The sequence below is a fragment of the uncultured Psychrobacter sp. genome, from assembly GCF_947488565.1.
GTDB lineage: Bacteria > Pseudomonadota > Gammaproteobacteria > Pseudomonadales > Moraxellaceae > Psychrobacter > Psychrobacter saeujeotis.
Window position 1 is genome coordinate 398597 of record NZ_CANKZC010000002.1, and the last position, 20865, is coordinate 419461.

The 20865-nt window shown below is 43.0% G+C and carries 17 protein-coding genes; 10 read left to right on the forward strand and 7 right to left on the reverse strand.

The annotated features are described in order from the left end of the window. Nucleotides 1-146 precede the first annotated feature (146 nt). Nucleotides 147-2852, forward strand: a complete 2706-nt coding sequence (gene plsB / locus Q0890_RS05990) for a glycerol-3-phosphate 1-O-acyltransferase PlsB (RefSeq protein ID WP_299218592.1) — start codon at nt 147-149, stop codon at nt 2850-2852. A gap of 93 nt (nt 2853-2945) precedes the next feature. Here plsB and ettA read toward each other — a convergent pair whose 3' ends face one another. Further along, nucleotides 2946-4607 carry an energy-dependent translational throttle protein EttA gene (gene ettA, locus Q0890_RS05995; protein ID WP_299218593.1) on the reverse strand — a complete coding sequence of 554 codons (1662 nt, stop codon included), beginning with the start codon at nt 4605-4607 and terminating at the stop codon, nt 2946-2948. 424 nt (nt 4608-5031) lie between these two features. On the opposite strand from ettA, the gene Q0890_RS06000 reads away from it, so the two are divergent. The 4 genes from Q0890_RS06000 to Q0890_RS06015 all read left to right on the forward strand — a co-directional run bounded on the left by Q0890_RS06000 (nt 5032) and on the right by Q0890_RS06015 (nt 8509). Then, the gene (locus tag Q0890_RS06000; RefSeq protein WP_299218594.1) at nt 5032-6153 is read left to right on the forward strand and encodes a 2Fe-2S iron-sulfur cluster-binding protein; all 1122 of its coding nucleotides are present in this window, start codon (nt 5032-5034) and stop codon (nt 6151-6153) included. Nucleotides 6154-6171: 18 nt separating this feature from the next. Further along, nucleotides 6172-7515, forward strand: coding sequence for an acyl-CoA desaturase (locus Q0890_RS06005; RefSeq protein ID WP_299218595.1), 1344 nt, complete (start codon nt 6172-6174; stop codon nt 7513-7515). Between the two features lie 56 nt (nt 7516-7571). Further along, nucleotides 7572-7856, forward strand: coding sequence for a GNAT family N-acetyltransferase (locus Q0890_RS06010; RefSeq protein ID WP_299218596.1), 285 nt, complete (start codon nt 7572-7574; stop codon nt 7854-7856). A gap of 359 nt (nt 7857-8215) precedes the next feature. Next, a complete protein-coding gene (locus Q0890_RS06015) occupies nt 8216-8509 on the forward strand; it encodes a 4a-hydroxytetrahydrobiopterin dehydratase (RefSeq protein ID WP_299218597.1) in 294 nt (97 codons plus the stop codon). 127 nt (nt 8510-8636) lie between these two features. On the opposite strand, the gene Q0890_RS06020 is transcribed toward Q0890_RS06015, so the two are convergent. After that, nucleotides 8637-8792, reverse strand: coding sequence for a DUF1328 domain-containing protein (locus tag Q0890_RS06020; protein WP_021814049.1), 156 nt, complete (start codon nt 8790-8792; stop codon nt 8637-8639). Nucleotides 8793-9225: 433 nt separating this feature from the next. Here Q0890_RS06020 and Q0890_RS06025 point away from each other — a divergent pair, with 433 nt between their 5' ends. From Q0890_RS06025 to Q0890_RS06035, 3 genes are all read left to right on the forward strand, one after another. Next, nucleotides 9226-10521 (forward strand): trans-acting enoyl reductase family protein, encoded by a 1296-nt coding sequence (locus Q0890_RS06025; protein WP_299218598.1) that lies wholly within the window; start codon nt 9226-9228, stop codon nt 10519-10521. 516 nt (nt 10522-11037) lie between these two features. Then, on the forward strand, nt 11038-11853 hold the full coding sequence (locus Q0890_RS06030) for a hypothetical protein (protein ID WP_299218599.1): 816 nt from the start codon (nt 11038-11040) through the stop codon (nt 11851-11853). 431 nt (nt 11854-12284) lie between these two features. Next, a complete protein-coding gene (locus Q0890_RS06035; RefSeq protein WP_299218600.1) occupies nt 12285-12884 on the forward strand; it encodes a hypothetical protein in 600 nt (199 codons plus the stop codon). Nucleotides 12885-13013: 129 nt separating this feature from the next. Here Q0890_RS06035 and Q0890_RS06040 read toward each other — a convergent pair whose 3' ends face one another. Continuing rightward, nucleotides 13014-15530, reverse strand: a complete 2517-nt coding sequence (locus tag Q0890_RS06040; protein ID WP_299218602.1) for a Tex family protein — start codon at nt 15528-15530, stop codon at nt 13014-13016. A 591-nt stretch (nt 15531-16121) separates the two neighbouring features. Between Q0890_RS06040 and ompR the strand changes: the two genes are divergently transcribed. Next, the gene (ompR, locus tag Q0890_RS06045) at nt 16122-16883 is read left to right on the forward strand and encodes a two-component system response regulator OmpR (protein ID WP_299185991.1); all 762 of its coding nucleotides are present in this window, start codon (nt 16122-16124) and stop codon (nt 16881-16883) included. 23 nt (nt 16884-16906) lie between these two features. Next, nucleotides 16907-17605 (forward strand): exopolysaccharide biosynthesis protein, encoded by a 699-nt coding sequence (locus Q0890_RS06050; protein WP_299218603.1) that lies wholly within the window; start codon nt 16907-16909, stop codon nt 17603-17605. Between the two features lie 52 nt (nt 17606-17657). Here the strand turns inward: Q0890_RS06050 and Q0890_RS06055 are convergent, their stop codons facing one another. The 4 genes from Q0890_RS06055 to ubiG form a co-directional block, all read right to left on the reverse strand. Continuing rightward, the gene (locus Q0890_RS06055) at nt 17658-17924 is read right to left on the reverse strand and encodes a DksA/TraR family C4-type zinc finger protein (RefSeq protein ID WP_299218605.1); all 267 of its coding nucleotides are present in this window, start codon (nt 17922-17924) and stop codon (nt 17658-17660) included. A 121-nt stretch (nt 17925-18045) separates the two neighbouring features. Continuing rightward, complete coding sequence (locus Q0890_RS06060) at nt 18046-18834, reverse strand: YciK family oxidoreductase (RefSeq protein WP_299218606.1); 789 nt, start codon at nt 18832-18834, stop codon at nt 18046-18048. A gap of 103 nt (nt 18835-18937) precedes the next feature. Then, entirely contained in the window at nt 18938-19648 is a 711-nt protein-coding gene (locus tag Q0890_RS06065) for an HAD family hydrolase (RefSeq protein ID WP_299218607.1), read from the reverse strand. Nucleotides 19649-19662: 14 nt separating this feature from the next. Continuing rightward, nucleotides 19663-20490, reverse strand: a complete 828-nt coding sequence (gene ubiG / locus Q0890_RS06070; protein WP_299219001.1) for a bifunctional 2-polyprenyl-6-hydroxyphenol methylase/3-demethylubiquinol 3-O-methyltransferase UbiG — start codon at nt 20488-20490, stop codon at nt 19663-19665. Nucleotides 20491-20865 lie beyond the last annotated feature (375 nt).

Sequence of the window (20865 nt, forward strand, 5' to 3'; positions counted from 1 at the left end):
TACAATCACGATATATCAAGGTTGTGTTACCTTAGACAAATTGGCATTTATAATATATTCAGCACAGATACCGACACCATATATCGCTTTGAGCGCTTTTATGGCATCATAAGCGCATTACATTTTGCAAAGTCTGACTTTTGATTATGATACCCAGTTTCCTAAAAAACAAGCTCCTAAAAAACCGAACGCCCAAAGCGCAAGCCACCTCTGAGGCTAGCAAGTCGTCAACTGCGACGACTTATACCAAGGCACCTATCAATCAGCTGTACCGAAAGATATCGGGACAGGCGCTTGATGTCGCAGTCAAAGCAAAGCTTTTGGGCGAGCTGCCAGTATTCGATACCGATGATCAAACGCTGACCTTTTATGTACTACAGGATTATTCGCGCTCCAATAGTATTTTGATCGATCTGCAAACTGGGGAGCATAAGCTGCCGCCTGCACTGATGAGTGTCAAAGACAGCATACATGATGTGAATGAAAATGCTGCTATCATATTTTTGCATCATCCCAAAGCCAAGGACAGTCAACTATCGCCGCGCTTGTCACGTTTGGTTGCGGCCAGTCTACAACATCCAGACTTACAAATACGACTGGTACCAGTATCGATTCTTTGGGGCCGCGCGCCTGAAAAAGAGGACTCCTTGTTCAAGCTATTGATGGCAGATAACTGGCAAGATCCCAGTATTACCAAGCAATTATTTAATATCGGTGTGATGGGTCGCGATACCTTTGTCCAGTTCCATGCGCCAAAAGACTTACGCACCATTATTTATAATAGCTTGCATGATGGACAAGCAGATGAGCTCGGAGTAGCTGATAGTGCAGATAGCCGCGACGCAAAACATGCATTGGTGCCAGCAGCAGACGCTAACCGTGAGCTGGTACGCGACTTACAGCAGCAGCTTCATGCCTATCTCGATAATCAGCGTACAACGATGCTTGGTCCTGACTTATCAGATCGGCGCAATTTGGTAGATAAGCTGATCTACTCCCCTGCCATTCAACACGCCACGCAGATCGAAGCGGATGAAAAAGATATTAGTGTCCGTGAAGCACGCGGGCTTGCTAGAAACTATGCAAATGAGATGGTTAATGATTACTCTCACCCGATCATTCGAGTCTTTGATAAATTTTTGACTTGGCTCTGGACACAGCTGTATGACGGTGTCGATGTCCATCACTTTGAGCGCGTACGCAAGCTTGCAACCGATCACGAAATCATCTATGTGCCCTGTCATCGTAGTCATGTTGATTACTTGCTCTTATCTTACGTTATCTATAAGCGCGGTCTGAGCATTCCTTATGTGGCAGCGGGTGATAACTTAGATGTTCCTGTATTAGGCCCTTTGTTACGCGGCGCTGTGGCTTTTTATATTCGTCGTAGCTTTCGGGGTAACGCGCTTTATACCGCAGTATTGCGTGAGTATATGCATACCCTTATCACCCGTAATACGCCGATTGAATACTTTATAGAAGGCGGACGCTCACGCTCAGGACGCCTGCTACCACCGAAGATGGGTATGCTAGCAATGACGGTACATAGCCAGCTACGTCAAACCAATAAACCTGTGGTGTTTATTCCGACTTACATTGGTTATGAGCGCATTATGGAAGGTGGCACTTATATCGGTGAGCTAAAAGGCAAGCCAAAAGAGTCCGAATCCTTAATTGGGTTACTAAAAGTTGGACGCAAGATTGAGCGTATTTTTGGTAATGTGCATTTAAGCTTTGGCACACCGCTACACCTAAGCGACTTTATGCAAAAGTTCGACGTGCCTGCTGATAGCCTACCCGCTGATCGTACCGATACGCCACTTGATGAAAAAGCCAGTGCCATGGTTGATAATATTGGTGTAAAGATCATGCAGCATATCAATAAAGCGGCGGTCGTCAATCCCGTATCATTACTGTCCTTAGTCTTACTCTCAGCGCCAAAAGCGGCTCTTGATGAAGACATCTGCCGCGAACAAATCGCCCTATATCAAGGTATTGCGCGTCAAATACCCTACTCTGACGACACTATCGTTACCGATATGAGCCCGCAAAAAATCATCGACTATGGTATCAAGCTCAAACTTATTGAGCGTATACCGCATATTTTGGGTGATATCATTCAAGTCGCTGGCAAGCAAGCCGCGCTATTGAGCTATTTCCGTAATAACATTTTGCATGTATTTATCCTATTGTCTTTCTTAGCTGCACTGGTTGCACGCAATGGTCGCGTGAGTCGCAGCCGTCTTGATGATATCGTTACTCAGATGTATCCTTTTTTGCAAAGCGAGCTGTTTTTATACTATCCGGCGCATGGTCTGATGGATACGCTTAATCAAAAAATCGACAACCTGATCGCTCACGGCCTAATTATCGACTTAGGTGATGGCATGCTCGGTGTACCAGATGCCAACAGCAGCTGTTATCAGCAGCTAGAAGTCCTTGCCGCTCCCGTTGCACAGAGTCTTGAGCGTTACTTTATGACCTTGGCGCTATTGTCACAACAAGGCTCAGGAAACTTGACCACAGAAGAGGTAGTTGATCTGTGTCATCTGCTTGGTCAACGTTTATCAGTATTATATGCTGACGATATTCCTGACTTCTTTGATCGCTCCTTATTCTTAAGTTTTGTCACAGCACTGACTCGTCTGAACTACTTACAAGTAGATAAAGATACAGGCGTGCTAAACTTCGATCAGCGTATTGACGATATCGCTCATCATGCTAAATATGTACTAAGCCCTGACATGATGCAAATTTTGCAGCAAATCGCCAGTCTTGATGATGAAGAGATCGCCCATGCGATTACTGAGATTAGTAATAAAAAGCAGCGCAAATTTGGTCTTAAGCGTTAGTGCGTACTCGCTTCTTCATATACAATAAAAAAGACCTCTAATAATTAGAGGTCTTTTTTATTATATATAACTTAAGATTTTTAAGCCGACAATCTAGGTAGAAATCTTTTTATACTTCATACGCTTAGGACCGGCATCGTCACCCATCGTTTTTTTGCGATACGCTTCAAATTCTGTGTAATTACCGTCATACCAAATCGGGCCTTCTTCTTCAAAGGCCAAGATATGTGTGGCGATACGGTCAAGGAACCAGCGATCATGCGACACTACCATGACCGTACCTGGGAATACTTGAATCGCATCCTCTAGCGCACGTAGGGTCTCGATGTCCAAATCGTTTGAGGGCTCATCCAGTAATAATACGTTAGCGCCCTGCTTCAAAGTTTTAGCCAATTGTAGACGGTTACGCTCACCACCTGATAGCTGCCCGACATGCTTTTGCTGATCTGAGCCTTTAAAGTTAAAGCGGCCAATATAAGCACGGCTTGGCGTCGTATAGTCACCAACGGTGATAATATCTAAGCCGTCAGACACTTCTTCCCAGACGGTTTTATTATCATCTAAATTATCACGTACCTGACCGACATAAGCGACTTTAACGCTTTCACCCAAGTCAACCGAGCCTGTATCTGGCGTATCACGTTCGGTAATCATGTTAAATAATGTAGTTTTACCTGCACCATTTGGACCGATGATACCGACGATAGCACCCGCTGGGACGTTAAAGCTTAGGTTTTCATAAAGCAAACGATCACCGAATGACTTAGAGATATCATTGACTTCGATGACTTTGTTACCCAAACGTGGACCAGGTGGAATATAAATCTCAGAGGTCTCGTTACGTTTTTGGAACTCTTGTGAGTTTAACTCTTCAAAACGCTGTACACGAGATTTGGACTTGGCCTGCTGACCTTTTTGGTTTTTACGAATCCACTCAAGCTCTTTTTTGAGTGCTTTAGCAAATGATTCTTCTTGTTTATTTTGCTGCTCAAGGCGGTTATTCTTTTGCTCGAGCCACTCAGTGTAGTTGCCCTCATACGGATAGCCATGACCACGGTCCAGCTCTAAGATCCACTGAGCAACGTTGTCCAAGAAATAACGATCATGGGTAATGGCCACGATCGTACCGCTATAGTTCTGTAAGAACAGCTCAAGCCAAGCGACAGATTCGGCATCCAAATGGTTGGTTGGCTCATCAAGCAATAGCATATCAGGGCGCGACAATAACAAACGACATAAGGCCACACGGCGTTTTTCACCACCTGACAGTTTGCTAACATCAGCATCCCATGGCGGCAAACGTAGTGCATCAGCCGCTTTTTCTAGCTGAGTATTCAAGTTATGCGCATCCCAAGCTTGAATGATGTCTTCCATCTTGCCTTGTTCTTCAGCAAGCTTATCAAAGTCGGCATCAGGCTCTGCGTATTCAGCATAAATTGCATCGAGACGGGCAAGCGCATCTAATGCTTCACGCATGCCATCTTCGACATTACCACGAACATCTTTGCTATCATCAAGCTGTGGCTCCTGCGGCAAGTAGCCAACTTTAGTACCCGTTTGTGCGCGTGCTTCACCGCTAAATTCAGTATCGACGCCTGCCATGATACGTAGCAACGTCGATTTGCCAGAACCGTTAATACCTAGTACACCGATTTTGGCACCTGGGAAAAACGATAAATTGATATTCTTTAGGATTTCGCGCTTAGGCGGAACAAGTTTTGACACGTTGTTCATCGTGTAAATATATTGAGCCATTAACACTCCGATAGACTACATAGACGAGGACTGTCATCACAGTTAGCAATGATGCTAAGTGAACTGCGCCTCAAAAATCAGGGTTATAAATTGTCTGCCATTATCGCATTGTGGCGCATGCCCTGCAAGCTAACAGCTTGTTTTCTGGTATGTTTAGTCGTTTTTAATACTTCTGCTACTCATTTCTGATAAAAGCTAAGAATAAACTTGTAGACGCTATAAAAAATAATAATAGATAAAATTAACTACTGATAGATTTTTGTTTTATAAAACCTACAAAATTTTGCATCAATCAAACTATAAACTTAATTAACAGGGGTTATTATATTAATATAACTTAATAAAACAATAATTTGGTGAAAGTGATTTTAAGCTTAATATTTACAATTTGCGTAGCAATTCTTAGCAAACAGGTGCTTTACTTATGACGACTGGCTACCACCCTGAGCTTATTCAGCGCGTTTTTGTGGATTTTGTCAGTACGCATATACATTCTTTTGGGTCATTGATTGCACCTAAGCTACGATTATTAGCCAAGCATACATTGAGCGATGATCTGATAGCTCTACAGTTTGAAACCAACCATGCTTTTCGACAACAATCGAACAATCACTGGCATGGCGGACAGCACTTAAGCTTAATCGTACCAATAGACGGCATTCATCATCAGCGTCAGTATTCACTGCTTGGTTTACCTCAGCAGGCACTATGGTGGCAAAGTAAAAAACCGCACACGCTTACTATCGCTATTAAATCTCAAGGTTTGGTATCAAAATACTTGACTCAGAAAACATTACTTGGGGATGTTTTTGCGTGCAATGTGCCAAGCGGCAATTTTGTCCTGCCACACATGCAAGATGAACCGACACCGATATTGTGTATTGCTAGTGGTAGCGGTATTACGCCGATGTTAGGCTTAGTCACGCAGGCGCTCATGAATAGACAATCAGTCACTCTGCTTCACTACAATCGCACGCCTATATTGACATCATTTTGGGCTTCACTAGCTGCGACTTATCCTACGTTTCGTTATCATCTGATTGCGACGCAAGATGTCAGCACTTATTTTGCAGGCAACAGATATCTGACCACGGCAAGCCTGCTTGCGCTCGGATTACCGCTCGCTCAAACGCAAATATACGCTTGCGGAGCGCAGTCTTTGCTATTAAGCCTGTACCAAGCGGCACGTGAGCTAACTGTTGACGATACAGCATCGCTACTCGATAACATCACAATAGAACGCTTTGGGACGAGTGTTAATCATCACGATCAGGAAGGAAGCGAGACTGATAGCATAGCGCAAACCGTACATTTACGCGGACGACAGCGGCAGTTTACTAGCCGTACTACTTTGCTTAAAAGCGCTGAAGCGGCAGGTATACGTTTGCCCCATGGTTGTCGCCAAGGCATTTGCCACCTGTGCCGCTGTCAAAAAATCAGCGGTCAGGTCAAAAACATCCAGACAGGGGTTGTCAGCGGTGAAGGTTTTGAGTCCATTCAGACTTGTATTAGTGTACCTGTAACCGATGTTGTGCTCGATATTTAATATAACAAAGGACTTTTTATGCGTTTATTACCGCCTATGTTTAGTGCTCGATCCGCGCTCCCTACTACCCCTATTCAGCCTGTAGTAGATAAGCGATGGGTAGCGCAGACTCGTTACCCGACATTAAGCCGCGCGCCCTTATCAAAGGCACAAACCGAGTTGATGGCCGCTGAGTTAGATGTATTATATCAGAGTGTCATGGCATCGCTTGGTGCAGAGGATGCGCGCTATATTCAGCGCATTTACGCTGCTGTCGTTTATAGTGAAATTTTGGCGCGTGGCCTGCTTGCTGTTGCCGCATGTCCCTCTTCACGCCGTAAGCAATTGAGCATTTGGCTGTTAGGCACTTCTTTACTAAGTTTTAGCAAAATATTAAACAACATGGAGCTTGGGCACAATGTCATGCACGGTCAGTATGATTGGATACAGCATCCGCATCTGAACAGTCAAAAGTTCGATTGGGACATTGTCTGTCCTGCGCCGCTTTGGCAGCACTCGCACAATTACTTACACCATACCTTTACCAATATCGTTGGTCGTGACCACGATGTGGGGTATCATCTGATTCGAGTGACCGATGAGCAGCCTTGGACGCCAAGCGATCGTAATAATTTATTGAGCACTATGATACTGGCATTAGGGTTTGAATGGGCAGTGGCCTTTCACGATATTCAGATCAGTGTTGATGAATATGCCCATGACGCGCACTTGGTAGATATCATGACACCCAAGTCACAAGCGTTATTTGACAAAATAAAGCGACAAATAGGCAAAGATTATCTGGTTCTGCCTGCGCTTAGTGGGCTGATATTTGGCGCGCGTAGTGCTATGACGTCAGTCAGTGGCAACGTGACTGCCAATATCGTACGTAATGTTTGGACTTGGGCGGTGATATTTTGTGGTCATTTTACCGAGCAGGCACATATCTATACGCATTTAGATGACGATGAGAGTCGCGGCGACTGGTATACCAGACAGATATTAGGATCAAGCAACATCACAGGTCGCAAGTGGTTCCATATTCTGACCGGTCATTTATCGCATCAAATTGAACATCATATTTATCCTGATATGCCAGCCAACCATTACACACGCGTGGCCCCGCAAGTACAAGAGATATGCAAAAAGTATGGCCTACCTTACAATACAGGCAGCTTTGGTGAGCAGCTTACCCAAGTCATTAAACGTATTTATCACTTTAGTAAACCAAGTAATGACGAGCGAGATTCATACTTGCAAACGCAAATGGTTATGGATAAAAATAATGAGACAAACCAAGCAAAGACGTCCTTAACTGTTACGCGAGGTCTGAGTAGATACTTGCCACCCGTCGTGCGTCATGCTTTATTTTATTATAGATAATCTTTATTCTATGTTGAATCACATCAATAAAACATACCTAATAACTGGAGATTTATATGAGTAATCAACAACCGTTAGATATCACGCATAATGAAGATCGCAATCGTTTTGAGACTACGATAGAAGGTCAAACTGGCTATATTAGTTATCAAGAACGTGGTGATGCTTTAATTTATGACCATACGATTGTACCGCCAGCGCTTGGCGGGCGCGGAGTGGGTTCAAAATTAGTCAAACATGCTCTAGACTATGCCCGCGATCATGATAAAAAAGTCGTGCCACAATGCTCGTTTGTATCCTCTTATATTAGCAAGCATCCAGAATACAAAGACTTGGTGTAGTAGCTGTATGAGACAGTATCAATATGACAGCCTAAAATATCTGTCATAGTATGTCTAAGCATTTAAATGGGCTGCCTTAATCTTACCTAACAGAACCGACTAACCTATTGCCTACCTATCTATTTAAGCTATCTCACTATATATTTATCCATGGATATATGGCAGGATATAAAGGATAGGTGGGTTTTTCGTTCTCTATTAAGTAGCGACACGTAATACGTTTGAATATAAGTAACAAATAGTAATAGTTAAAACAAAATACCAGTTTTACCAATAAAAAAGGTGCGATTATTGATAGCATTTTAATCAATGACGACAACACTCTTATTAACCACGACATAATAATAAAGGATATCGGTATGAGTAGTTTATCCGACAAACAAGTTGATATGCAGCTAGAAGACCTTACTGGTTGGCAGCGTGATGGGAACAGTATAGTAAAAACTTACCATTTTAGTAACTTCGTCGAAGCCATGAGTTTTATGAATCAAGCCGCATTTTATGCTGAAGCCCTTGAGCATCATCCTGAATGGAAAAATATTTATAACATCGTTGAGGTACGTTTGACGACTAATGATACGGGCGGTATTACCAGCCATGATATTCGCTTAGCAAAACGCATGGAACATATTATTCAACCTAAACGTCTATAAGATTGTAGTGCTCGATATTTTTAATTAATACCGACTTAGTGAAAACACAAATAAAAACGTCCTCACTTGAGGACGTTTTTTAATTTTAAATAAGCAGCATTTATCAATTATGAATATGTTGTGCTGTTTACATTTTGCGACTAACAAAAGCCACGATAAACAAGATAACTGCTACTGCCAAGAAAATATAAGCCAAATTAGCAGATAGTCCAGCAACGCCGCCAAACCCTAACAAACTTGCTAATAGCGCAATAACAGCAAATATAATCGCCCAACGAAACATAATCCTTCTCCTTAAATAAAAAACATCCAGAATACGAATAAAGCAAACTAACGCATATTAGCAATATGATCAGTTATCAACCTACAAACAATCAGTACTATAAACAATCAGTACTGCCAGGTTCGCTAAATTCGATTACTCTTAATGCTTATTGTTGTTAATATTATTTCTTATAAGTTGTAGTAGTAGATTAACAACCTTTTAGAGCAGATAAACGTTCAGTTTGGTAATGATCACGATATGTTATGTAACTTATGTATGCTCATTGCCCTGTTTTGGACAAAGTTGGGTTATTGGTCGTTTATCAAACCGATATATAACTGGTATGGTTCTAAGTTGACTTTGAACTCATAACGCTATCAAACGTTTATATGACGTAAAAATCTAAGCATTACTCTGCTCTCATTTATCTAAAAAATAGTAAGGAAAAAATATGAATAATGATATGGATACTCAACAACGTACATATGCTGTCGTTTTATACGGTGCAACGAGTTTTGTCGGTCAAATTACTGCGCACTATTTAGCGCAATTTTTGGCAGATACTAGTAAGAAAAGTGATGGAGATACGCAGTCCGTCACTTGGGCAATTGCTGGTCGTGACCAAGAAAAATTAGAAAAACTGCAATCTGAGCTCAGCCCAGCGCAGCAGAATGGAGATACTAAAGCGAAGATCGATATCATCGTCGCTAACAGTAACGATGATGCCAGCCTTGATAAGATGACCGAGCAAACACAAGTTATTATCTCAACGGTTGGTCCCTACCTCAAATATGGCGAACCTTTGATTAAATCGTGTACCAAAAACGGTACCGACTATGTCGACCTTACAGGCGAAGCCATTTTTATTAAAGACATGATGGACAAGTACCAAGACGCTGCCAAGCAAAGCGGCGCACGTATTGTTAATTCGTGCGGATTTGACTCTATCCCCTCAGACCTAGGTGTCTACTACACCCAGCAACAAGCTGAGAAGCAGTTTGATGAAGCCTGTACGGTCATCAATATGAGAGTAAAAGCGGCAAAAGGTGGTTTGTCGGGCGGTACAGTTGCTTCTATGGCCACTATATTTGAAGAAGTCGGTCAAGATAAAGAGCGCCGTAAGCAAGTTGCTAACCCCTACTTACTCAATGACGATAAAGACGCGCCTAGTGTGCGTCAAGAGAATGTCAGCCGACCTGAGTATGATGAAGAACACAAGCGCTGGTTGGCGCCGTTTGTAATGGCAAGTATTAATACGCGCATCGTTCACCGCAGTAATCAGCTTTTGGGCTACGAATATGGTCGTGAGTTTAAATATGATGAAGCGATGTGGATGAAGGATGGGGTGAAAGGCAAGCTGATGAGCTATGGTATGAGTGCAGGATTATTGAGCTTTGCTACGGCAATGGTATTTAAGCCAAGTCGTGAGCTGCTCTCAAAACATATCTTACCAAAATCAGGCTCTGGACCTTCTAAGTCTGAACAAGAAAACGGCTACTTTGACATTCGTTTTTTTGGTGAGACTGCCAATAACGACAATATCAATACTAAGGTCACAGGCGATAAAGACCCAGGCTATGGCAGCACATCACGTATGCTTGCTCATTCAGCCTTATGTCTTGCTCGAGATATCGCTAAAGAGGATGTGTCAGGTGGTTTTTGGACACCCGCTTCTGCGATGGGTGATAAGCTATTAACGCGCTTAGAGACTCACGCTGGTCTTAGCTTTGAAGTCGTTGACCAATAATAACCGTAAAATATATTGTTAATAATAGCCGCACTTTAATTGTAGAGTGCGGCTTTTTTATTGCTTTGGGCTTTACTGTCTTAGACTTTCAAACGACTGGATAAATTAACAGAGTGACAGTCGGGTCAAAATGAAAGAAGTAGCACACGACTAAACCAATATTTAGTAAATGCGCTAAATAAGCATAAGGTCAGCAATGTTAACAAACGATAATTGTGTATTTCGTACGTAAGCATTATTACCAATTTATGGTTATGTGCCACATAACGACACACTTCGTTAATGCAATGAAACAGTGGCATTCATTTATATCACGTACCCTTAATAAAGTTATCAACCTGTGAAGATTGTGTCTATAAAACTGATTAAATAAGACATCAACAACCAGTTCAAATAGCTAAAAAATGATAAGTTAAGAGCAAGAAAATAACGCTCAAATAACTGTTCTTTAAACTAAAATCTTAAAATAACGGTTGAGTAACAACGACAACCAACAGTCATTGAGAGGAATCTATTATGAAATTGAATATATTAACGACAGCCATGTTAGCGTCAGGCCTAGCTATGTTTGCGCATTCTGCCAATGCAGCTATGGTTACTGATGAACATGGTAACGTAGGCTACGACAGCTATGAAGAATGTGTCACCGCGGTAAAAGACGGCTCTGCTACATTCTACACCCCTTACACCTATCAAAAGCCAAAACGCCGCGCTGGTGAGGCTTCTGTCAAAACAATGCGTTTGTCCGAAGTTATGATTCCTCAAGATGTGGTTAGCAGCAATGACTTACAAACGTCAGATTATGCAGCCGGTGCTTGTGATTTGGGTGTCGGTCAATCGGATGGTCGTTATGGTGTTTCGGGTGCATTGGTCGGTAAATATGTGCCTATTGCCCCTGATATGCCCGTTAATGTCTACATGAATAAAAGTGGTGACCCTATACGTTTGAGCATGCAACAGTGCGACAATCATTTTAGTGATAAGTTTCCAACTCCTGTAGTAAGCGAAGTGACATCTCTTGAAGCGCAAGTGGCTGTGGCAGAAGCGCGTATTGTAGAGCCAGTCGTCGTTGCAACTAAGCGCGTTATTCGTCCTACTAAATATAGTGTGAAAGAGGTCATCTATGCTCCAGAAGACCAGATTAAACGTATCAAAACGGCGGAAGGTACAGCAATAGCCATCGAAGATGGTACTGAGCGTGCTACGATTGTTGGTCAGGAAGCTGACGAGCAAATCGTTGATGAAATCGAAATCAATCAAACGTTCCCAGTTACTCGTGTACCTAACAATGATACATCATCACGTGTTGTGGACCCAGTTACTGGCGAATAGCTCATTGTAGAATGTATAGTTGGCTTATCATCAAAGGATAACGTGTCATATTTTATTGATTTTAACTCCTAAATTATCGGTCAAAATTTATACATATCTACAGACACAGCACTTGCATATCGTCACACGAATACATCAATCTGTTAGACCTTTAATGAGTTTACTACTGAAGTACCAACCTGAGAGCTGGTACTTTGCGTGTTGAGATTATAGCTATTTTATAAATCTTTTACTTATAAGTATCATGACAACCTACAACCAACTCAGTTGTCATGATTTTGTTCTATCTACAGTTGACGTTTTAAATATATTAAACAGTTATATTTAAAACGTTAAGTAGATGGATAACTAAAGGAATAACGCTAAGTAGCGATCAAGCTTAAGCATATTTTAAGCTGATTAATAAAACTTGTGACTCAAGGAATTAACTGATGCAAAAACGTACTTTATCATTAATCATCGGCGCAGCTTTAGTAATGCCAAGTATCGCCATGGCTGCTCCTATGGATCAGGGCAATATTACACCAGCAGATATGCGCGATACTCCTGCACCTAATACTTTACAAGCTGAGATTGAAGGCCCAGATGGTGAGTTATTGGCTACTCAACCGGGTGAAGTAGAAAGTGATGTAAATATTACTGAAACGAACCCTAACGAGATGAACGATCCAAACATGATGGGTAACCTTGATGAGATGAACGACCCAAACATGATGAGTAACCCTGACGAGATGAACGATCCAGACATGATGAGTAACCCTGATGAGATGAACGAACCAAACATGATGGGTAACCCTGATGAGATGACCAATCTCGACTCTGAGCAAGCTGCCCCGCAAGCCCTAAACCAACAACATAGCAATACTGAGTATCAGCCATTGATTGCAGGTGAAGTGCTTAACGATGATCCTAACAGCGCAAACGCAGCAGTTACGCTGCAAGAGAAAACTAAAGATAACCGTGGTGAATTACTAGCCACTCAGCCTGCTGAAGTTGAATTTAGCGAAAATCGCCGTGTTATGCCACGTTAATGTCGTTTAACTAACGATGATTCAGCGATGGTTGGTTAAAGACATATCACTAATGAAAACATATGTTGTGTGCATAAAAAAGGCAGCCTAACGGCTGCCTTTTTATGTCTCTTTATCAATTACTTGCTATTATTTCTTATTTTTTGTTACACCCGCTTCTTGTAGCAGTGCACCAAGTGTACCCATTTTGCCAGGCGCTTCAGCTTTATCAGCTCTAGGCGCTTTGCTGCGGTTGTTAGCACTGTCTTTTTCTTGACGGTTGCCACGTGGTTTTGATGGGCGCTTATCGGTGGCTGGACGATTGCTACGTGGGCGGCTGGCTTTGTCATCATTACCAGTGTTTGCAGTAGGCTTTGCTACTGAATGCGCTGGCTTTTCAGATTCAGGCTTCATACTAAAACCAATGCGGCCACGTTTTTCATCAATAGAAATGACGCGCACCGAAACGATGTCACCTGGTTTAACGCGGTTCATCGGATCTGCAACGAAGTCATTGGCCATCTGTGAGATATGTACCAAGCCGTCTTGGTGTACGCCAACATCAACGAAACAACCAAAAGCGGTCACGTTGGTCACAACGCCTTCAAGCTGCATGCCTTCTTCTAAGTCCTTAATGCTATTGACATCTTCACGGAAACTAGCCGTTTTGAACTCAGGACGTGGATCGCGTGCTGGTTTTGCCAGCTCTTCAATGATGGCTTTTACACTGATATTGTCATCATTTGCCGCGAGTGCATTGGTATCGATAGTATTTAGCACACCATCATTACCGAGCACCTCTGACAATACCTTGTCTGTTTGCGCCAATAAGCTGTCGACCAGCTCATAGCTTTCTGGATGCACGCCTGTGGCATCCAGCGGGTTGCTACCGTCATGAATACGTAGGAAGCCTGCCGCTTGCTCAAAGGTCTTAGCGCCTAAACGCGGAACGTTTTTGAGCGCTTCACGACTATCAAATGCGCCATGTTCTTTGCGATAAGTGACGATTTGCTGAGCGACATTTTTATTCAAACCTGCGATGTGCGCTAAGATAGCAGGACTTGCTGTATTGACATCAACACCAACCGCATTCACGCTATCTTGAGTCACTTTATCAAGACTATCAGCCAACTGACTTTGGTTCACATCATGCTGATATTGACCAACACCAATCGCTTTTGGATCAACCTTTACCAGCTCTGAGAGCGGATCTTGTAAGCGGCGAGCGATAGATACCGCGCCGCGTACAGATACATCTAGGTTAGCAAGCTCATCGCTGGCAAGCTCGCTTGCAGAATAGACTGATGCGCCAGACTCGTTGACGATGACGGCTTTGGCTTTCAAAGCAGCATTCGCAGCCAAAATCTCTTTTACCATCGCATCTGTTTCGCGGCTAGCAGTCCCGTTACCGATAGCGACTAGATCAACATCATAAGTGCTTAGTAGCTCATCGATGACTTTTTTGGCCTCGGCCATCTTGTTGTCAGGCGCAAATGGATAAACTGTCGCCACGACAGGCTTGTCTTCGCCGTCTAACATGACATGACCTTGGGCATCGACAATCGCCATTTTGACGCCATGACGGATACCAGGATCCACACCCAAAATGACTTTGCGACCGGCAGGTGCTGACATTAGTAAGTGCTGCAAATTGTTCGCAAATACATCGATTGCATCGGCCTCAGCAGTCAGACGCTTTTCAGTCAACAACCGATGCTCAATATGCGGACGCCATTTATCTTTCCACAGACTAGTCGCTGCTTGTGCTAAAAATTCACGGCGCTCAGCAGGCGCTTTAGCATCGACATCGAAATGACTAATGATTTTTTCGATGAACGGCGCGTCTTCACCTTCGATTTTGAGTCCCAAAACGTTTTCTTGACGACCGCGCAACATCGCAAGCAGGCGATGATTAGGCAGACGGGCAAGGCTTTCGCTATGCTCAAAATAGTCTTTGAATTTTTCACCGACTTCGCGTTTTTCATCACTTGCAACAGTGGAGACGATACTGGCCGTTTTTGCAAAACCATTACGCAAATCATCGAGTAGATTCAGTGCTTGTGTCCATTCATCGACGATGATGGCTTGTACACCAGCCAGTTGTTTGTCGATATCGCTAAAATCAACTTCGATCTCATTACCGCTATCATCAGACAGACTGCTTGGTGCTTGATAGTCAGCTAAAGCCTCTATCGGGGTAATCTCTTGCGTCAAGACCGCTTGTGCTACCACATCGAGACCAGCAGCGCGCGCCTTGGCTGCCGGTGAACGGCGACGCGGACGGTATGGCAAGTAGATGTCTTCAAGCTCAAGCTTAGACGTCGCATTATCAATACGGGTCTGTAACTCGTCTGTCAAATTGCCTTGTGTGCTCAGTAGCTCAGTAATTTTGAGGCGACGTGTTGCCATATCGCGCTCATAATTGAGCGATTTTTCTAGAGCACGCAGCTGTGCATCGTCTAAATTTTGCGTCTTTTCTTTGCGATAACGGGCAATAAATGGAACCGTTGCCCCTTCATCGTAGAGTTTGACAAACGCATTGACTTGAGCAGTCTTAATGCCAAGCGCGCGAGCAAGTTTGTCGTGAATATTCGCGTGTGTGGTTGCATCCAGACCCTGTAAATTCGTCGAGGGTTGAGACGCCGTTAAGGTATCAGTGCTACTCATATCCGTATCAATCGTTGAGAAATGTAGTTTGGCATTATAGCAAAAGCTGCATGAATAAAAATCCTTTTTATATCTTCATTACTTATCATAGTCTTTATCACTCAAATAATAGTCTTTATCGCTCAAATAATAGTCTTTATGGTTTAAGTTTTCATATAAACTAGCGCTAATCGCTACGTTAAACAAACGCATACAGCATTTATGTCTATGGATGATGCAATTGCCTGTCCAATCTTATACACTAAAGCTATAAGATTAAAAATATCAATCTTCCTCAAACCCTTCAATAAAGGTATGAATGGTCAGATTTGCTCTAAAAACAGTTTTTGTTACTATTACTTTTTTAGAATTTTTGACCGTAGGATTTTTGGTTTTGTGTTATAAGTATTTAGTGGGATGGATACCACATAGATTGACTGTTAAATAGATTGATATGAACTCATAACAACCTCTACCCTCAAGATGGTACTAGTATCTAATGTGTCGATTATCAACAACAATCATAATTTTTGACAATAGTAGCTCTTGGCAATGACAATCTTTGGTAACAACAGTTTTTGGTAACGACACTATTCATTAAAGGATATCTGCATGACTGATAATAAAAGCACCGATAGCATGACCCAACGTATTTTAGTCGTCGATGATGATGCACGCCTACGTTCTTTATTACAGCGCTTTCTAGAAGATGATGGCTTTGTAGTGCGGACGGCTCACGATGCCAGTCAAATGGACAAACTAATGCAGCGTGAATTGTTTTCTTTAGTAGTATTGGATTTGATGCTACCAGGAGAGGACGGTATCAGTATTTGTAGACGTCTACGTGAAGACAACGGTGATATTCCAATCATCATGTTAACCGCCAAAGGTGGCGATGCAGATCGTATCGCCGGTCTGGAGGCGGGCGCTGATGATTACTTGCCAAAGCCCTTTAACCCAAAAGAGCTATTAGCACGTATCAAAGCGGTATTACGCCGTCAAAACCGCGAGCTGCCAGGCGCGCCAAGCTATCAGCTAGAAGTGGTTGAATTTGGACCATGGACGCTTGATTTATCGACGCGTACACTTAAACGTGACGGCAACGTCGTGACATTGACGACAGGAGAGTTTTCTGTCTTAAAGGCCCTAGTACAGCATCCGCGCGAACCATTGACGCGTGATAAGCTTATGAATCTTGCACGTGGCCGTGAATGGGGCGCGATGGAGCGCTCAATCGATGTTCAAGTATCACGCTTGCGCCGTCTAATAGAAGACAACCCATCACAGGCCCGTTATATTCAAACGGTCTGGGGTGTGGGCTATGTCTTTGTTCCTGATGAGTCAGAATCGGATGCTGAAGCTGAAAACGGATAAAAGCTAAGCGCTTAGGAACTATGATGACAGACGATAACTCTTCTCCTCATAAATCTGGCGTTCGTACAGACCATCACTTAGTTACTCTAGATAAGCATAAAAGTGCTTATCGTGATAAAGAAAATTCAGAGTCGAGTCATTCTTCATCAGAACACAGTCTGACTGCTGTACTTAAGCAATTAGACCCTGATAAAGATGCGGGCAAGGTAGATATCGGCGATATCATGGATACGCTTAACTCTAAAGGCTTTGGACCTTTAATATTTGCCCCTGCTCTCATTGCTATCATGCCAACAGGCGGCATCCCTGGGGTGCCAACAGTTTGCGGTATTATAATTATTTTGATTAGCATTCAGATGCTCTTTGGTAAAGAGCGACCTTGGTTACCACAATTTGTTGATAATATCTCTTTTGATGAGGACAAACTGCACAAAGGTGTGAACATTGCATCAAAAGCCACAAGGTGGATCGATAAAGTCGTTAAACCCAGACTTAAGTCGCTAACCTCTAATAAGGCAAAAAAGGTAGCGGCAGCCCTTTGTATTTTTGCTGCCCTTGCTATGATTCCTCTTGAGCTCATACCTTTCGCGGTTATGATACCTGCGGCCTCTGTCATTTTATTTGCCATCGCTTTGATTACAGAAGATGGATATGTGTTTTTAGCTGGCTTACTGTTGAATCTGGTCACTATTTATTTTTTAATTACTCAAGTACTTTTATAAAGAAACCAACCGCATCGGGTTGGTTTTTTATGATAAACATAATACAACATTATTAGCGCAATTGACTGTCTTTACTGCCGCGGCGATTAAATAGCTCCGCCGCTTTAGCGTCTTGTTCAAGCTCCGTCTGACAGCCGACACAATGCTGAACACCAGGTACAGCTATACGCCGCGCTTGTGGAATTGGGTTACCACATTCATCACAAAACTCAGCGCTATCACCTGTAGGTATAGCACTTCTGACACGATCCAATGCATCATTCACGGTTGCATCCATCTGTTCGTGCTCAGCACCATCTCTTGACCAGCCACCTGCCATAACTTATCCTTTCTTATTTAATAAAAGTCTTTAAGAACAAATAGATGGGGCTAAATAATCTTGTTTTCAATACTGTTATCATTTCCAATACCGAAGAAAATAAAGCCAGTTATTATGCGTTTCAATCTTTTGGTTGTAATGCCACAACTTGACCGCGTACACCAATACTGTCATCGCTCATCAGACAGACATAGCCTGCCATGATATCCTCAGGTGTTTTGAGACTCATCGGGTTTTCACCCGGAAAAGCATGAGCGCGCATGTTAGTACGCGTACCGCCTGGATTGATACAATTAAAGCGTAAACGAGTCGTGTTTTGCGTTTCTTGAGTGAAGATATCACTCATGCCTTCTACGGCTTGTTTTGAGAGCGCGTATGCACCCCAAAACGCACGTGGATATGTACCGACAGTACTGGAGGTAAAAACAATAGAGCCATTGTCAGCGTCTTTAAGTAACGGTAATAGTGCTTGAGTGAGCATAAAGGTGGCGGTAAAGTTGACCTGCATCACCTTGGCAAAGGTATCGACATCGTACATCTCAAGCGGTGTCAGCTCGCCTAATATCCCTGCATTATGTAGTATGCCATCAAGTTGACCGATTTCTTTGACGATCAAGCCTTCTAATTGCTGCATTTCAGAGTAAGTGGCTTTCTCTAAATCCATCGGTAGCATCGCAGGTTGTTTACCGCCCAAGCTCTCGATCTCATCATAGACGGCTTCAAGCTTACTGGTAGTACGACCAAGTAATAGTACCGTTGCGCCATAGCGCGCATAGGTCAATGCAGCGATACGTCCAATACCATCCCCTGCCCCTGTCACTAAGATGGTTTTACCATTTAGACAATTATCCTGCGGCGCAAAAGTACGAATATCATCATGGCTTAGAGGTTGATTCACATTGTCGCTCATAGGTTCGTCCACTACTTATCTGTTTATAATAAAGTTTATGTTTGGAATATCTCAGGCTGGTTGGATATCACTGACCAGAAATATTCAAGCCAATATGCTTAAATTATATATATTCAAACTTGCTGGGGGATAATAACAATTTGCTCAATTGCTTGGGCGTATCGATAATATGGTCTGCGCCCCAGCTTTTTAAGTTGTTTTGATCTTCAGGAGGGATATACCCATAAGCGGCCAAAATCGTCGACATACCAGCAGCCCTACCAGCGTCTATGTCACGTATATGATCGCCTACATAAACCACGCAACCAGCAGCGCCACGAGGTATTCCAAGCTTTTCTAGGGCCATATACATGGGCTCTGGATCCGGCTTGGTGCGTGAGACATCATCGGGACATACCAAAACAGCACAGCGCTCATCCAATTGCATTACTTTGAGCAGTTGCTCTGATAAGTAACGCGGTTTATTGGTTACAATTCCCCAAGGCACGCCTTTTTCCTCAAGTGTCTCCAATACCGCTTCAAGCTCATCGAACACGCAGCTATCGACACAAATATCTGTCTCATAATCATCCAAAAACTGCTGACGAAAAGCCAGTAAGGCGTCTTCGCTCATCTCGATTTGATCATTATGACGTAGCATCAGCTGCACCATGGCTGATGCACCAGCAGAAACTTGCTCACGAATCTGGGCCTCAGGCGGGGCTTGCCAATTATTTTGGGCACTCATCTTACCAATAATACGTACAAAATCTGCTGCAGTATCAATGAGCGTACCGTCTAAATCAAATAAAACAGCTTTTACAAATTGAGTCATATCGTCTGCTCTTATTAAAATTTATCTTCAATCAGTGGCTTTTGAACGGCCAACATATAATTAACATCGACATTTTGTGCCAACCAATAGCGTTTGGTTAGTGGATTGTAATGTAACCCGATGATATCTTGACGACGAAAGCCTGAGTTTAATGCCATTTTATCAAGCTCAGCTGGAGTGATAAATTTTGCATAGTTATGGGTGCCGCGATCTAGCAGGCGCAATACATACTCTGCTCCAATGATCGCAAACAAGTAAGATTTTGGATTGCGATTGAGGGTAGAGAGCACACAGACACCGCCTGGGGCCAGCAGATCATAACATGCTTGTACAATTGCACTAGGATCTGGTACATGCTCGAGCATCTCCATGCAGGTCACGACATCGAACTGACCTGCATGAGTGGCTGCTAAACTCTCAACGGGTACATGCTGATAACGTAAACAGTCTTCTAAATGGCTTTGCTCTGCATGTAAGCTGGCGGCTTTTAAGTTTTCAGTACCCAAATCGATACCAGTGACATCAGCGCCGCGACGTGCCATCGATTCGGCTAATATGCCGCCGCCGCAGCCAACATCCAATACTTTTTTACCACTCAGACCCATCTCAGCTGTTTTCTTTGCGTCATGACTTTGATGACCGTCTTGATTGCTATTTTGATAGCCACGTTTGACGTTTTCTTCTATCCAATTAAGACGTAGCGGATTGATATGGTGCAACGTTGCAAATGCACCCGTACTATCCCACCATTCATTAGCAAGTTTATTAAACTTATCGACTTCGCTTGGATCGACATTGGTAGACGCGTTCCTCTGTGTATGCGTGGCTTCTACTTCGGTCATATCCGTATCGTCTGGGATGTCGTTTGTCATCGTATCTGACTGAAGATCGTTAGATGAAGGGGGAATGGCTGAGCTCATGAGGTTTCCTTTAGTGTCATTACTTATCTATTATGCATTACTTATCGGTTGTGCGTTGTTACGCGCTGTCATGGGCTTTATGGTAGCATGAGCGCGCGCATTTTGCGTAAGGACATCGTGACCGATTATGAGGGGTATTGTTAACTTATGCCAAGTGAAATATGTCTCTCAATCATGAATTGACAGGTCAAAAACAACTGTTTGATTTGTTTATAGGTAAGGTTGTATAAATAATGTCTAACAGCTTTACAACGGTAGATTAAGAATCCGGTTCACAAACAGCCCTATTTTACGTTA

Coding starts and splice junctions, on each gene's coding strand:
- plsB (WP_299218592.1), top strand. CDS start 147: ATGATACCCAGTTTCCTAAAAAACAAGCTCCTAAAAAACCGAACGCCC.
- ettA (WP_299218593.1), bottom strand. CDS start 4,607: ATGGCTCAATATATTTACACGATGAACAACGTGTCAAAACTTGTTCCG.
- Q0890_RS06000 (WP_299218594.1), top strand. CDS start 5,032: ATGACGACTGGCTACCACCCTGAGCTTATTCAGCGCGTTTTTGTGGAT.
- Q0890_RS06005 (WP_299218595.1), top strand. CDS start 6,172: ATGCGTTTATTACCGCCTATGTTTAGTGCTCGATCCGCGCTCCCTACT.
- Q0890_RS06010 (WP_299218596.1), top strand. CDS start 7,572: ATGAGTAATCAACAACCGTTAGATATCACGCATAATGAAGATCGCAAT.
- Q0890_RS06015 (WP_299218597.1), top strand. CDS start 8,216: ATGAGTAGTTTATCCGACAAACAAGTTGATATGCAGCTAGAAGACCTT.
- Q0890_RS06020 (WP_021814049.1), bottom strand. CDS start 8,792: ATGTTTCGTTGGGCGATTATATTTGCTGTTATTGCGCTATTAGCAAGT.
- Q0890_RS06025 (WP_299218598.1), top strand. CDS start 9,226: ATGAATAATGATATGGATACTCAACAACGTACATATGCTGTCGTTTTA.
- Q0890_RS06030 (WP_299218599.1), top strand. CDS start 11,038: ATGAAATTGAATATATTAACGACAGCCATGTTAGCGTCAGGCCTAGCT.
- Q0890_RS06035 (WP_299218600.1), top strand. CDS start 12,285: ATGCAAAAACGTACTTTATCATTAATCATCGGCGCAGCTTTAGTAATG.
- Q0890_RS06040 (WP_299218602.1), bottom strand. CDS start 15,530: ATGAGTAGCACTGATACCTTAACGGCGTCTCAACCCTCGACGAATTTA.
- ompR (WP_299185991.1), top strand. CDS start 16,122: ATGACTGATAATAAAAGCACCGATAGCATGACCCAACGTATTTTAGTC.
- Q0890_RS06050 (WP_299218603.1), top strand. CDS start 16,907: ATGACAGACGATAACTCTTCTCCTCATAAATCTGGCGTTCGTACAGAC.
- Q0890_RS06055 (WP_299218605.1), bottom strand. CDS start 17,924: ATGGCAGGTGGCTGGTCAAGAGATGGTGCTGAGCACGAACAGATGGAT.
- Q0890_RS06060 (WP_299218606.1), bottom strand. CDS start 18,834: ATGAGCGACAATGTGAATCAACCTCTAAGCCATGATGATATTCGTACT.
- Q0890_RS06065 (WP_299218607.1), bottom strand. CDS start 19,648: ATGACTCAATTTGTAAAAGCTGTTTTATTTGATTTAGACGGTACGCTC.
- ubiG (WP_299219001.1), bottom strand. CDS start 20,490: ATGACCGAAGTAGAAGCCACGCATACACAGAGGAACGCGTCTACCAAT.